Source organism: Leifsonia xyli, assembly GCA_001647635.1.
Classification (GTDB): domain Bacteria; phylum Actinomycetota; class Actinomycetes; order Actinomycetales; family Microbacteriaceae; genus Leifsonia; species Leifsonia xyli_A.
In genome coordinates, this window is record CP014761.1 from 3,229,359 (window position 1) to 3,242,852 (window position 13,494).

The 13,494-nt window shown below is 70.4% G+C and carries 10 protein-coding genes and 1 pseudogene; 4 read left to right on the forward strand and 7 right to left on the reverse strand.

The genetic code is table 11. From position 1 onward, the window contains the following. The first annotated feature begins 20 nt into the window (after positions 1–20). Both A0130_15775 and A0130_15780 read left to right on the forward strand, forming a co-directional pair. Positions 21–704 carry an RNA polymerase subunit sigma gene (locus A0130_15775; protein ANF32925.1) on the forward strand — a complete coding sequence of 228 codons (684 nt, stop codon included), beginning with the start codon at positions 21–23 and terminating at the stop codon, positions 702–704. Next, complete coding sequence (locus tag A0130_15780) at positions 701–946, forward strand: alpha-ketoglutarate decarboxylase (protein ID ANF32926.1); 246 nt, start codon at positions 701–703, stop codon at positions 944–946. Before A0130_15775 ends, A0130_15780 begins: the two co-directional genes overlap by 4 nt. A gap of 16 nt (positions 947–962) precedes the next feature. Here the strand turns inward: A0130_15780 and A0130_15785 are convergent, their stop codons facing one another. Continuing rightward, on the reverse strand, positions 963–1,745 hold the full coding sequence (locus A0130_15785) for a glyoxalase (protein ID ANF32927.1): 783 nt from the start codon (positions 1,743–1,745) through the stop codon (positions 963–965). A 38-nt stretch (positions 1,746–1,783) separates the two neighbouring features. Next, the gene (kgd, locus tag A0130_15790; protein ANF32928.1) at positions 1,784–5,617 is read right to left on the reverse strand and encodes an alpha-ketoglutarate decarboxylase; all 3,834 of its coding nucleotides are present in this window, start codon (positions 5,615–5,617) and stop codon (positions 1,784–1,786) included. A gap of 147 nt (positions 5,618–5,764) precedes the next feature. Between kgd and A0130_15795 the strand changes: the two genes are divergently transcribed. After that, the gene (locus A0130_15795; GenBank protein ANF32929.1) at positions 5,765–7,204 is read left to right on the forward strand and encodes an inosine 5-monophosphate dehydrogenase; all 1,440 of its coding nucleotides are present in this window, start codon (positions 5,765–5,767) and stop codon (positions 7,202–7,204) included. Between the two features lie 92 nt (positions 7,205–7,296). On the opposite strand, the pseudogene A0130_15800 reads toward A0130_15795, so the two are convergent. The 4 genes and pseudogenes from A0130_15800 to A0130_15815 all read right to left on the reverse strand — a co-directional run bounded on the left by A0130_15800 (position 7,297) and on the right by A0130_15815 (position 11,771). After that, positions 7,297–8,685 (reverse strand): annotated as a pseudogene (locus A0130_15800) (hypothetical protein). Between the two features lie 123 nt (positions 8,686–8,808). After that, entirely contained in the window at positions 8,809–9,360 is a 552-nt protein-coding gene (locus A0130_15805) for a TetR family transcriptional regulator (GenBank protein ID ANF32930.1), read from the reverse strand. Positions 9,361–9,418: 58 nt separating this feature from the next. Further along, entirely contained in the window at positions 9,419–10,456 is a 1,038-nt protein-coding gene (locus A0130_15810; GenBank protein ID ANF32931.1) for a hypothetical protein, read from the reverse strand. After that, positions 10,449–11,771, reverse strand: a complete 1,323-nt coding sequence (locus A0130_15815) for a hypothetical protein (protein ANF32932.1) — start codon at positions 11,769–11,771, stop codon at positions 10,449–10,451. Before A0130_15815 ends, A0130_15810 begins: the two co-directional genes overlap by 8 nt. 228 nt (positions 11,772–11,999) lie before the next feature. Between A0130_15815 and A0130_15820 the strand changes: the two genes are divergently transcribed. Continuing rightward, the gene (locus A0130_15820; protein ANF32933.1) at positions 12,000–12,377 is read left to right on the forward strand and encodes a glyoxalase; all 378 of its coding nucleotides are present in this window, start codon (positions 12,000–12,002) and stop codon (positions 12,375–12,377) included. A 28-nt stretch (positions 12,378–12,405) separates the two neighbouring features. Here A0130_15820 and A0130_15825 read toward each other — a convergent pair whose 3' ends face one another. Beyond that, positions 12,406–13,488, reverse strand: coding sequence for an oxidoreductase (locus A0130_15825; protein ANF32934.1), 1,083 nt, complete (start codon positions 13,486–13,488; stop codon positions 12,406–12,408). Positions 13,489–13,494 lie beyond the last annotated feature (6 nt).

Consider the following 13,494-nt stretch of genomic DNA (forward strand, 5'->3'; position numbering starts at 1 on the left):
GCCCAAGAAAGGATCAGTCCATGACCGCCACCGCTCTCCTCGACGCTCCCCGCGTCGCTGTGCGGGCGACGGAACTAGACTGGCCGGTGATGAGCACCGAGACCACCGAGGACCAGGGCCACCTCTTCGAGGAGCAGGCCCTGCCCTTCATGGACCAGCTGTACGCGGCTGCGCTGCGGATGACCCGGAATCCGTCCGACGCGCAAGACCTCGTGCAGGAGACGTTCGTGAAGGCGTACGCGGCCTTCAACCAGTTCCAGCAGGGCACCAATCTGAAGGCCTGGCTGTACCGCATCCTCACCAACACGTTCATCAACACGTACCGCAAGAAGCAGCGCGAGCCCTACCAGGGGACGATCGACGAGCTCGAGGACTGGCAGCTGGGGGGCGCGGAGTCCATGTCCTCGTCCTCGAGCCGCTCGGCTGAGGCCGAGGCGATCGACCACCTGCCGGACAGCGCCGTCAAGGACGCGCTGCAGGCCATCCCGGAGGACTTCCGGCTGGCCGTCTACCTCGCCGATGTCGAGGGGTTCTCCTACCAGGAGATCGCCGACATCATGAAGACCCCGATCGGCACCGTGATGAGCCGCCTGCACCGCGGCCGTCGCATGCTCCGGGAGCTTCTGACCGACTACGCGCACGAGCGCGGACTCTCCGCCGTCCAGGAGGGTCGCACCGTGCAGACCACCAGGAGCAAGAAATGACCGACTGCGGCTGCGAGAAGGCGAAGGCCGAGCTCGAGGAGTACCTGCGCAACGAACTGTGCAGCGAGGATGCTGCCGACGTGCGCGAGCACCTGGCCAACTGCTCAGGATGCTCCGACGAGGCGCACCTGAACGTCGTGCTCACCGAGGTGGTGCAGCGCGCGTGCAAGGAGACGGCGCCCGAGACGCTGCGCACCGAGGTGCTGCTGCGCATCCGGTCGTTCCAGGCGACCGCGCACTGACAGGCGGGCGGCCCCGCTAGGCCGCGCTGCCGGAGCCGATCTCGTGCAGGAAGAACAGGCCGCCCAGGGGGTCGGTGGCCTGCGCGAAGCGCCCGAACTCGCTGTCCCACGGGTCGCGGATGACCGTCCCGTCGAGTTCGACGACCCGCGCGGAGGCGGCCGCCGCGTCCGCCACGCCGAAGTAGACGACCCAGTGCGAGGGCACGCCCCCCGGGAGCATCCCGTTCGCGTCGAAGACGCCGCCGCTCGGTGACGCCGGGTCGCCGAAGGTGGAGTAGCGGAAGTCGGCGGTGTCGCTGAGCACCTGGGTCTTCCAGCCGAAGACGCGCGTGTAGAAGTCGACCTGGGCGGCGTACGAGCGGGCGTACAGCTCGTGCCAGGACAGGCCGCCGACTTCGGCGACGAGCTCGTAGCCGCGGTGCTGCTCCGGGTCCCACAGCCCGACGACCGCACCGCCCGGATCGGCGATCACGGCGAGGCGGCCCTGGTCGCCGACGGTCATCGTGGGGGCGATCACCTGCGCGCCGGCCTTAAGGGCCGCCTTCTCGGAGGTCTCCGCATCCTCCACCAGCAGGTACGTCAGCCAGCTGTTGCCGCCGGCGTCGCCCATCACCGGACCGAGCCCGGCGACCGTGCGGCCGTCGCGGCGGAAGGTGATGTAGCCGCCGTACTCCTCGCCGGCCTCGTCGACGGTCCAGCCGAACAGGCTGCTGTAGAAGTCGCGGGCGCGCGGGACGTCCGTGGCGGCGTAGTCGACCCAGCAGGGCTCGCCGAGGCGGTGGTTGGTCACGACGGTCATGGTGCCAACCTAGCCGCCTCGGCGAGCCTGCGGCAGACCTACAGCGTGAGCGCGCGCTGGATGAGGATCTGCTGCTCCTGCGCGTGGCGCTTCGCCGAACCGGCGGCCGGCGACGCCGACGGCGGACGCGAGACGACGCCGAGCGGGCGCGAGCCGAGCTTGGAGGTCTCCAGGATGATGAACGGCCACGCGCCCTGGTTCTCGGGCTCGTCCTGCACCCACACGAGCTCTGCGTTCGGGTAGGCGTCGACCACGGCCTTCAGCTCCTGGCCGGGGAGCGGGTAGAACTGCTCCACGCGCACGAGCGCGATCTCCGGGTTGGGGTTCTTCTCCAGCTCGTTGAGCAGGTCGTAGTACAGCTTGCCCGCCATGAGGAGGACGCGCTTCACGGCTCCCTTGTCGGTGATCCGCTGGTCGTCGATCACCGGCTCGAAGCGGCCGTGCGTGAAGTCCTGGACGTCGCTCGACGCACCGCGAAGGCGGAGCATGGCCTTGGGAGTGAAGACGACGAGCGGACGGCGAGGACGGGCGTACGCCTGGCGGCGCAGCAGGTGGAAGTACGACGCCGGGGTCGACGGACGCGCGACGGTCATGTTGTTCTCGGCGCACAGCTGCAGGTACCGCTCGATGCGGGCGCTGGAGTGGTCCGGTCCCTGACCCTCGTAGCCGTGGGGGAGGAGCAGCACCAGCGACGAGCGCTGGCCCCACTTCTGCTCGGCGGAGGAGATGAACTCGTCGATGATGATCTGGGCGCCGTTGGCGAAGTCGCCGAACTGCGCCTCCCACAGCACCAGGGCGTCCGCCCGCTCGACCGAGTAGCCGTACTCGAAGCCCATCGCCGCGTACTCGCTCAGCAGCGAGTCGTAGATCCAGAACTTCGCCTGGTTGTCGCTGAGGTTGGCGAGCGGCAGCCACTCCTGGCCGTTGACCCGGTCGTGCAGCACGGCGTGACGCTGCACGAAGGTGCCGCGGCGCGCGTCCTGGCCGGCGAGGCGCACCGGGGTGCCCTCCACGAGCAGGGAGCCGAGCGCGAGCAGCTCGCCGAAGCCCCAGTCGATGCCGCCGTTGCGGCTCATCTCGCTGCGCTTGTTGAGCAGCTGCTGCAGCTTCGGGTGCACGGTGAAGCCGGCGGGCGGGTTGTTGAACGCGTCGCCGATCATGTGGATGACCTGCTCGCTCACCGCGGTGGTCTCCGGCTCGCCGACGTTGCCGTCGTCGCCGTGGTTCGGCTGCTCGAGGTCGCCCTCGTCGCCCGGGGTGAGGACCGGCGTGGGCGTCGTCTGCGCCGCGTGCGTCTCCATGAAGGCGCGCTCCAGGCGCTCCTGGAAGTCGCGGTGCGCCTGCTCGTACTCCTCCTCGGTGATGTCGCCGCGGCCCACCAGCGCCTCGGTGTAGAGGCGGCGGACGGAGCGCTTCGCCTCGATGAGGCTGTACATCAGCGGCTGGGTCATCGACGGGTCGTCGCCCTCGTTGTGACCGCGGCGGCGGTAGCAGACGAGGTCGATCACGACATCGCGCTTGAACTCCTGGCGGTACGCGAACGCGATCTCCGCGACGCGGACCACGGCCTCCGGGTCGTCGCCGTTCACGTGGAAGATCGGCGCCTGGATGGTCTTGGCCACGTCCGTCGAGTACACCGACGACCGGCCCTCGCCGGGAGGCGTGGTGAAGCCGACCTGGTTGTTGATGTTGACGTGGATGGTGCCGCCGGTCTTGTAGGCGCGCAGCTGCGACATCTGCATCTGCTCGACGACGATGCCCTGACCGGCCATGGCCGCGTCGCCGTGGATGAGGATCGGCAGCGTCAGGAAGGTGCCCGCCGGACGGCGGTCCTGCTTGGCGCGGACGATGCCCTCGAGCACGCCGTCGACGGCCTCCAGGTGCGACGGGTTGGCCGCGAGGTAGACCGGGATCTCCTCGCCGCCGGCGCCCTTGAAGGTGCCCTCGGTGCCGAGGTGGTACTTGACGTCGCCCGAGCCCTGAACGGTCTTCGGGTCCTGCGTGCCCTCGAACTCGCGGAAGATCTGGCCGTACGTCTTGCCGGCGATGTTGGTGAGCACGTTGAGGCGGCCGCGGTGGGCCATGCCGATGGCCACCTCGTCCATCCCCGCCTCTGCGGCGCCCTGGATGATCGCATCCAGCAGCGGGATGGTGGACTCGCCGCCCTCGAGGCTGAAACGCTTCTGGCCGACGTACTTGGTCTGCAGGAACGTCTCGAACGCCTCGGCCTCGTTGAGCTTGCCGAGGATGCGGAGCTGCTCGTCGTGTCCGGGCTTCTGGTACGGGCGCTCCAGCTTGTCCTGGAACCACTTGCGCTGGGCCGGGTCCTGGATGTGCATGTACTCGATGCCGACGGTGCGGCAGTAGGAGTCGCGCAGCACGCCGAGGATGTCGCGCAGCAGCATCTTGCGGCGGTCGCCGCCGAACTGGCCGGTCACGAACTCGCGGTCGAGGTCCCAGAAGGTGAGACCGTGGTTCTCGATCTCGAGGTCGGGGTGCGAGCGCTGCTTGTACTCGAGCGGGTCGATGTCGGCCATGAGGTGGCCGCGGACGCGGAAGGAGTTGATGAGCTCCTGGACGCGGGCGGTCTTGTCGACGGCGCTGGCCAGGTCGACCGAGATGTCCGGGTTCCAGTGGATCGGCATGTACGGGATGCGCAGCTCGGCGAAGATGTCCTCGTAGAAGTTGCGCTTGCCGATCAGCAGCTCGTGCACGATCTTCAGGAACTCGCCGGATCCCGCGCCCTGGATGACGCGGTGGTCGTACGTGCTGGTGAGGGTGATCGTCTTGCCGATCGCCAGGCCCGCGAGGGTCTTCTCGGCGGAGCCCTGGAACTCGGCCGGGTACTCGAGGGCGCCGGCGCCGATGATCGCGCCCTGGCCCTTCATCAGACGGGGCACCGAGTGCACGGTGCCGATGCCGCCCGGGTTGGTGAGCGAGATCGTGGTGCCCGCGAAGTCGGACGCGGCCAGCTTGTTGTTGCGGGCCTTGCTGACGAGCTCCTCGTACGCGGCGAGGTACTCGCCGAAGCGCATGGTGTCGGCGCGCTTGATGCTGGGGACGAGCAGGGCGCGGGTGCCGTCCGGCTTCGGGATGTCGATCGCGATGCCGAGGTTGATGTGCGCGGGAGCGACGACCGACGGCTTGCCGTCGACCTCCTCGTAGTAGACGTTCTGGCTCGGGAACTCCTTGAGCGCCTGGATGAGAGCCCAGCCGATCAGGTGCGTGAACGAGACCTTGCCGCCGCGGGCGCGCTTGAGGTGGTTGTTGATGACGATGCGGTTGTCGATCATCAGCTTGGCCGGGATGGTGCGGACGCTCGTCGCGGTCGGGACGGTGAGCGACGCGTCCATGTTGGTGGCCAGCGTCTTGGACATTCCGCGCAGCGGGGTGACCTTGTCCTCTTCGGCCGCCTCGACGGTGGCGTTGGGGGCCGTGACCGGCGCGTCGGCCGGGACCGGGGTCGGCTTCGGGGCGAGGGAGGTGGTGCGCGCGACGGGCTGCTGACCGATCACCGGGATGGGGGTGGTGACGGGCTTCGGCTCGTTGGGGTGCGGGGCGGGGGCGCCGCCCGCCGGGGGAGCCGGTGTCGTCGGCTCGGACGGGGTCGGCGCCGTCGGCTCAGCCGGGGAGGGCGCCAGGGGCTCCGACGGGGTCGGGGCGGTGGGCTCGGCGGGCGTCGGGGCCGGGGTCTCGTCCGGCGACGGGGTGGAGTCGTCCTTCACCGCCGGGTGGTAGTTCTCGAGGATCGGCCACCACGACTTGTCGACCGAGTTCTTGTCCTGCACGAACTGCTCGTACAGCTCGTCGACGAGCCATTCGTTGGCTCCGAACTCGCCCGAGGACCCGTCTTCGGTTCCCACTCCGGTCAATTGGCTCGACACAGCCGATCGCCCACTCTCTCCATTGATTTCTCATGACCGAGCGGCAAAGAACCGCCCGCTTCCATCCGAGCATCAAGCCTAATCCCATCGACGCCCGGGTGCGGCCGCTCAGGAGAGCGGGATAGCGTTATTCCCATGCAGTTCTATGGAACGTCGCCGCGCCACGACCTCACCTACTCCGACGTGTTCCTCGTGCCGTCGCGATCGAACGTCACCAGCCGCCTGGATGTGTCCCTCGCGCCCAACGACGGCACCGGCGCGACCATCCCCATCGTGTCCGCGAACATGAACTCGGTGACGGGCAAGCGGCTCGCCGCGACCCTCGCCCGGCGCGGCGGTCTCGGCGTGCTGCCGCAGGACATGCGCCTGCAGGACCTCGACGACGCGATCCGCTGGGTGAAGGCGCAGCCCGTCGCCTTCGACACCCCGTACGACGCGCGTCCCGACGAGTCGGTCGCAGACGTGCTTCGCCGCATCCCGCCGGTGGAGGGGCACGGGATCGTCGTGAGCGACGCATCCGGCGCCTACCTGGGGTGCCTGGCCGCGGTGCAGCTCGGCTCGGCCCTGCCGGACGCGCGGATCGGCGACCTGCTGCACGGCGCGCTCACGTCGCTCGACGCGGAGGACCTCTCCGATGGCAAGGCGGCGTTCCGCGTCATGGACGCGGCGGGCCTGGAGTTCGCCCCGGTGCTCGAGCACGGCAAGGTCGTCGGCACGCTCTCGCGCCGCAGCGCCCTCCGCTCCACCATCTACACGCCTGCGCTGGATGCGCACGGCCGGCTGCGCGTCGCGGCCGCGGTCGGCATCAACGGCGACGTCGAGGGCAAGGCCAAGGCGCTCGCCGCGGCCGGCGTCGACGTGCTCGTGATCGACACGGCGCACGGCGACCAGGACGGCATGATCCGCGCCATCCGCACGGTGAAGGCGCTCGACCTCGGCCTGCCGATCGTCGCGGGCAACGTGGTGACCGAGCAGGCCGTGCGCGACCTGGTGTCGGCGGGCGCGGACATCCTCAAGGTCGGCGTCGGCCCGGGCGCGATGTGCACGACGCGCATGATGACCGCGGTCGGCCGTCCGCAGTTCTCGGCAGTGCTCGAGACCAGCGCGACCGCCCGCGAGCTCGGCGCCCACGTCTGGGCGGACGGCGGGGTGCGCTACCCGCGCGACGTGGCGCTCGCGCTCGCCGCCGGCGGCGCGTCGGTGATGATCGGCTCCTGGTTCGCCGGGACGATCGAGGCGCCCGGCACGCTCGACCGGGACGCGAACGGCCAGCTCTACAAGGAGAGCTGGGGCATGGCCTCCACCAAGGCGGTCAAGGGACGCTTCGAGCGGCTGGACGCCTACGAGCTGGCCCGCAAGGAGCTCTTCGCCGAGGGCATCTCGAGCTCCCGCATCTACCTCGACCCGCTGCGCCCCTCGGTGGAGGACCTGCTCGACATGATCACCACCGGCGTCCGCAGCTCGTTCACCTACGCCGGAGCGCGCACCCTCGCGGAGTTCCACGAGCGTGCACTGGTCGGTATCCAGTCGGCCGCCGGCTACGAGGAGGGCAAGGCTCTTCCCGTCAGCTGGTAGCGGCACCTGGGGCGGCGCGCGACTGCGGCGGTTCGTACCGTGTGCGGTGCGGCGAGCACCCGCAGACATTCCGAACCGCCGCAGTCGGTCTGTCAGCGGCGGCGGACCAGGACGGTGAACGCGGCGCCGATCACGGCGAGCACCGCGACTCCGAGGAAGAGGAGCAGGAAGCCGCCCGCCGACGCGGCCGCGGCACTGGCGCCTCCCGCGGCCAGAGCAGAGGTCTGGGCGGCGGCGATCCCGCCGAGCACCGCGAGCCCGAGCGCGCCGCCGATCTGCTGGGCGGTGTTGACGAGCCCGCTCGCCAGGCCGGACTCCGACTCCGGGACGCCTCGCACGGCCAGCTGCGTGGCGGTGACGAAGGTCGCGCCGAGGCCCAGCCCGATGACGACGCTCGGGAGCAGGAAGCCGAGCACGAACCCGGTGGCTCCCGCGAGGGCGAACCACAGGACGCCGGCGGCGAGCACGACGAGGGCACCAGTGAGGGTGGGTCGGAGGCCGGCGCGGCTCACGATCGCGGGCACCCCTCCGGCGATGCCGACCAGGGCGAGCGCGAGCGGGAGCTGGCTGAGGCCGGCCGAGAGCGCATCCAGGTGAAGCACCTCCTGGAGATAGACCGACAGGGCGAAGAACAGGGCGACGGTCGCGCCGCCGACCACCAGCATCACCAGGTCGCCGGCGAGGGCGTCGCGGTTGCGGAAGAAGCCGAACGGCAGCAGCGGGTGCGTTGCCCGGCGCTCGACGAAGACGAAGGCGGCGAGGAGGACGACCGCGGCGACCGCGAGGCCGAGGACGATCGGGTGGGTCCAGCCGAGCGTGCCGCCCTCGCTGAGTGCCGCGACCGCCGCCGCGAGTCCGAGGGTCGCGGTGGCGGCTCCGGCCGTGTCCATCCGCTCGCCGGCGGCGATCCGGTCCCGGGTGATGAGGAACGGGTTGACGGCGAGCACCAGGATGCCGACCGGCACGTTGACGAAGAACACGGCCGGCCAGCCGAAGCTGGTGGTCAGCACGCCGCCGAGGAGGACGCCGGCGGCGCTGCCCATCCCGGCCACGGCGCCCCACAGCCCGAGGGCCTTGCCGCGGGCGGCGGAATCCGGGAACAGCTGGGTGAGCAGGGCGAGGGAGGCGGGCGCGAGAAGCGCCGCGAACGCTCCCTGCACCGCGCGGGCGCCGAGGAGCATGGTGCCGTCGACCGAGAGGCCTGCGGCGAGCGACGCGAGGGCGAAGCCCGCGACGCCGATCAGGAACACCCGACGGTGCCCGAAGCGGTCGGCCAGCCGGCCGCCGAGCAGCAGCAGGCCGCCGAAGGGGAGCACGTACGCGGTCACCACCCAGGCGAGCGCTGCCGTGTCGAGACCCAGGGCGGTCCCGACGGACGGCAAGGCGATGTTGACGATGGAGGCGTCGAGCACGACGAGGAACTGCGCGAGGGCGAGGACGGCCAGCGCCCACCAGCGGTGGCGGCTGCGCGGGGTGGCCGCGAGCGTGGAAGCAACGGCCGGGGAGCGGTGCGGGTGGTGTTCATGATAATTCTCCTTCGATGGTGAGTGACTGTTCAATCACTCCTGAGAGTGTGGCGATGAAGCGGTGATAGAGGGGGTGGTTCAGGGGTGCCGGATCCCCTTCGTGAGCACGCGCGCCCACGTGTCAGGGATCTCGTCGAGGCCGGCCGTCACGATGAGGTGGCAGAGCTGGCCCCAGGCGATGAAGTGCTGAACGGCGTCGCCGTCGGCGCCGGAGCGCTCGGTGGCGAAGCGGGTGATGCGGGCCAGGCCCTGGCGGAGGGCGGCCTGGATGGCCGGGACGTCCGACGCCGACTGCGCGTGCACCTGGAGCATGAGCAGCGAGCGATCGGCGATGAAGTCGGCGTAGGCCTCGCCCATCGCGTCGAGGACCTCGGCGGGCGTTCCGTCCTTCACGGTGCGGGCGCCCTCCTCGAGCGCCGCCTCGATCCGCTCGAAGCAGCGCTCGAGGGCGGCGACGAACAGGGTCTCCTTGCCGGGGAAGAGCTTGAACACGTAGGCGGTGGAGATGTCGGCGTCGGCGGCGATCGACGCGATCGGGGTGCCGAGGTAGCCGCTCGCGGCGAAGACCGTGATGGCGCTGTCGAGCACCGCCTCGCGGCGGTCGTCTGCGGTGGAGAGCGTTCGTGCCATGTGAGTGACTGTACACTCACTGTCCTTGCGATGTCAACAAAGGGGGAGACCCGGCGCATCAATTGCGCCGGGTCGCGTCCTGCACTTCGCCGACGAGCTCCTCGATGATGTCCTCGAGGAACAGCACGCCGGCGGTCGCGCCCTCGCCGTCGACCACCCGGGCGAGGTGGCTGCCCGAGCGGCGCATCGTGGCCAGGGCGTCCTCCAGGTCGCTGCCCGAGAACACCGTGACCAGGCGGCGGATGCGCTTGGCGGGCACGGGGAGCTCGAACCCGGTCTCCTCCAGGTCGAGGACATCCTTGAGGTGGAGGTAGCCGGTCGGCTCTCCGTCCGCGTCGGGGACCACATAGCGGGAGAAGCCGTGCTTGGCGACAGCCTTCTCCACGTCCGCGGGAGTCGGGGACGCCGGGAGGGTGACCAGGGCGTCAAGCGCGACGGCCGCCTCCCGCACCTTCTTCTCGGTGAACTCGAACGCCGCCGTCAGCGCGCCGGTGCGGTCCATCAGCACGCCCTCGCGCGTCGACTGGGACACGATCGTGGCCACCTCGTCGAGCGTGAAGGTGCTCGCCGCCTCGTCCTTCGGCTCCACCCGGAACAGGCGCAGCACGCTGTTCGCCGTCGCGTTCAGCGCGACGATGATCGGCCGGACCGCGCGGCCGATACCGACCAGCGGCGGTGCGAGCAGCAGGGCGGCCTTATCGGGCATCGAGAACGAGATGTTCTTCGGCACCATCTCGCCGAACACCACGTGGAGGAACGACACCACCACGAGCGCCACGATGAACGCGATGGTGCCGATGACCTCCTCCGACCATCCGGTCAGGTGCAGCGGGACCTCGAGCAGGTGGTGGATCGCCGGCTCGGAGACGTTCAGGATCAGCAGCGAGCACACCGTGATGCCCAGCTGGGTGGTCGCCAGCATGAGCGTCGCGTGCTCCATCGCGAACAGCGCGGTCTTGGCGCTGCGCTTGCCGCGCTCGGCGAGGGGCTCGATCTGGGAGCGCCGTGCCGAGATCACGGCGAACTCGGCGCCGACGAAGAAGGCGTTGACCGCGAGCAGCACGACCAGCCAGGCGAGTCCGGCCCAGTCACTCATGGCGCACCCCCTCTTCCGTGGCGCCGTCGGTCACGACGACCGGATCGGGCGTGTACCGGATGCGGTCGACGCGGCGGCCGTCGAGGCGCTCGACCCGAAGGGTGCCGCCGTCGATGGTCACCTCGTCGCCGACCTTGGGCAGCCTCCCGAGCTCGTTCATCACGAAGCCGGCGACCGTCTCGTACGGACCCTCCTCGGGCACGGTGACCCCGGCGCGCTCCTCGAGCTCGTCCGGGCGCAGGATGCCGGGGAAGGTGATGGAGTCGCGGCCGCGGATGACGCCGGCGCGCGTGCGGTCGTGCTCGTCCGCGACCTCGCCGACGATCTCCTCGACCAGGTCCTCCAGGGTGGCGATTCCCGACGTGCCGCCGTACTCGTCGACGACGATCGCGAGCTGGTAGCCGCGGGCCCGGAGCTCGCCGAGCAGCGTGTCCAGGTTCATGGTCTCCGGCACGCGCAGCGCCTCGGTCATGAGAGCAGACACGGGGACGCGCCCGCGGCGCTGGCGCGGGACGCCGACCGCCTGCTTGACGTGCACCACGCCGACGACGTCGTCGATGTCGTCGCCGATCACCGGGAAGCGGGAGTAGCCCGTCTTGCGGGCGAGGTCGCTGACCGCCTGCGCAGGGTCGGTGCGCTGCACCGCCTCGATGCGGGGCCGCGGCGTCATCACGTCGGAGGCGTTGCGGCTCGAGAAGGCGAGGGTCCGGCTGAGCAGGGTGGCCGTGTCCTCCTCCAGCACGCCCGCGCTCGCCGAGCGGCGCACCAGCGACGAGAGCTCGTCGGCCGTGCGGGCGCCCGACAGCTCCTCCTTGGGCTCGATGCCGAGCAGGCGCAGGATGCCGTTCGCCGTGCCGTTGAGCAGTCCGACGAAGGGGCGGAACACGGCGGTGAACACGGTCTGGAAGGGGATGACGATCTTGGCCGTCGCGAGCGGCAACGCGAGCGCGAAGTTCTTCGGCACCAGCTCGCCGAGGATCATCGACAACAGGGTGGCGATCGTGATGGCGACGATCGTCGCGATCGGCATCACGGCGCCCGCGGGCAGCCCGGTCGCCGTGAGCGGGCCGCGCAGCAGCGAGCTGATCGCGGGCTCCATCGTGTAACCGGTGAGCAGCGTCGTCAGGGTGATGCCGAGCTGCGCGCTCGACAGGTGAGTGGACGTGATCTTCAGCGCCGCGATGGTCATCGTCAGGCGCGACTCGCCCCGTTCCCGCCGGGCCTCGAGGTCGCCGCGATCGAGGTTGACCAGCGCGAACTCGCTGGCGACGAACAGGCCGGTGCCGACGGTCAGCAGGAGGCCGACCGCGAGCATGATCCATTCATAGGCCACCCCGCTCACCTCGCTGAGTCCGGGGCGGGCGGGCCGTCATGAATGGGCTGGGAGAGGGAGGGTCGTCCATTTGCCCGCCAGTATATCGAGGCGGGATGCGGACCCTGCGGGAGTTCTCAGGCGGATTCACAGGGTGTAGACCGCCGGTTCCAGGTAGCCCGCACGAGCGCCTCCGGGCGTAGCGTTCCGCCTGGATCAAGGAGGATCACCATGTTGGAGTCATCTGTCACGTACTCCGTCCTTCCTGCCTCCGACCTGCAGCGGGCCATCGGGTGGTACCGCGACAAGCTGGAGCTCGAACCGGAGCGCACAACGGACGGCGGTGTGCTGTACGGCACCGGCGGCGAGGGCAAGATCTACGTCTACGAGACCGGCAACGCGGGCACCGCGCAGAACACGGCGATGTGCTGGCTGGTCGACGACATCGAGGCGACGATGTCCCACTTGCGGGAGCGCGGCGTGGTCTTCGCCGACTACGACTTCCCCGGGCTCAAGACCGAGAACGGGATCGCGACCGACGAGATGGGGCGGTCGTCGTGGTTTCAGGACAGCGAGGGCAACTACCTCTGCCTCACCCAGCCCACCTGACCCGACCGCCCGATCGCAGGATCGGCGGTCAGCGACGCCACTTCGCGCGCAGGTACTGCGGCGGCCAGTAGTCGATCTCGACGCCGAGCTCGTGCGCGGCCCGCAGCGGGAAGTGCGGGTCGCGGAGGAGTTCGCGCGCCAGCATGACCGCGTCCGCGCGGCCGCTCTCCACGATCTCGGCCGCCTGCTCGGGCGTGGTGATGAGACCGACCGCGCTCACATCCACCTCGGACGTGCTGCGCACGTGGTGCGCGAACGGCACCTGGTAGCCGGGCTCGACGGGGATGCGGATGCCCGCCTGGATGCCGCCGCTGGAGATGTCGAAGAAGTCGGCTCCGGCATCCTGCGCCCACGCGGCGACCGTCGCGGTCTGGTGCTCGTCCCAGCCGCCCTCGGTCCAGTCGCTCGCGGAGAACCGGACGAACAGGGGAGCGTCGGGCGCCTCCTCGCGGACGGCCGCCACCACGCGCAGCAGCAGCCGCGCGCGGTTCTCGAGCGAGCCGCCGTACCCGTCGGTGCGCTGGTTCGAGATCGGGGAGAGGAACTGGTGGATGAGGTAGCCGTGCGCCGCGTGAATCTCGAGCACCCGGAAACCGGCCTCGAGCGAGCGCCGCGTCGCGGTGCGGAAGTCGTCGACCACCGCGTCGATGCCGGCGGCGTCCAGCTCCTCCGGCACGTCGTATCCCTCGAACGCGACGGCGGACGGGGCGACGGCCGTCCAGCCGCCCTCGCTCGCGGGGACTGTGCCGTGCCGGCCCTCGAAGCCCCACGCCGGCCAGGTCGAGGCCTTGCGCCCGGCGTGCGCGAGCTGGATCCCGGGGACCGCGCCCTGGCTCTCGATGAAGGCGACGATCGGCTTCCACGCGTCGCGCTGCTCGTCGGTCCAGATGCCGGTGTCGCGGGGGCTGATCCGCCCCTCCGGGTTCACGGCCGTCGCCTCGGTGAAGACGATGCCGCTGCCGCCGCTGGCGAAGGAGCCGAGGTTGACCAGGTGCCAGTCGGTCGGCACGCCGTCTTCGGCGAGCACCGAGTACTGGCACATCGGCGAGGTCCACACGCGGTTGCGGGCGGTGACGCCGCGGAGGGTCAGGGGGTCGAAAAGAGAGGGCATGTCTCC

Excerpts from the sequence above, each read along its gene's own strand:
- A0130_15775 (ANF32925.1), top strand. The coding sequence starts at position 21 with ATGACCGCCACCGCTCTCCTCGACGCTCCCCGCGTCGCTGTGCGGGCG.
- A0130_15780 (ANF32926.1), top strand. The coding sequence starts at position 701 with ATGACCGACTGCGGCTGCGAGAAGGCGAAGGCCGAGCTCGAGGAGTAC.
- A0130_15785 (ANF32927.1), bottom strand. The coding sequence starts at position 1,745 with ATGACCGTCGTGACCAACCACCGCCTCGGCGAGCCCTGCTGGGTCGAC.
- A0130_15795 (ANF32929.1), top strand. The coding sequence starts at position 5,765 with ATGCAGTTCTATGGAACGTCGCCGCGCCACGACCTCACCTACTCCGAC.
- A0130_15805 (ANF32930.1), bottom strand. The coding sequence starts at position 9,360 with ATGGCACGAACGCTCTCCACCGCAGACGACCGCCGCGAGGCGGTGCTC.
- A0130_15810 (ANF32931.1), bottom strand. The coding sequence starts at position 10,456 with ATGAGTGACTGGGCCGGACTCGCCTGGCTGGTCGTGCTGCTCGCGGTC.
- A0130_15815 (ANF32932.1), bottom strand. The coding sequence starts at position 11,771 with ATGCTCGCGGTCGGCCTCCTGCTGACCGTCGGCACCGGCCTGTTCGTC.
- A0130_15820 (ANF32933.1), top strand. The coding sequence starts at position 12,000 with ATGTTGGAGTCATCTGTCACGTACTCCGTCCTTCCTGCCTCCGACCTG.
- A0130_15825 (ANF32934.1), bottom strand. The coding sequence starts at position 13,488 with ATGCCCTCTCTTTTCGACCCCCTGACCCTCCGCGGCGTCACCGCCCGC.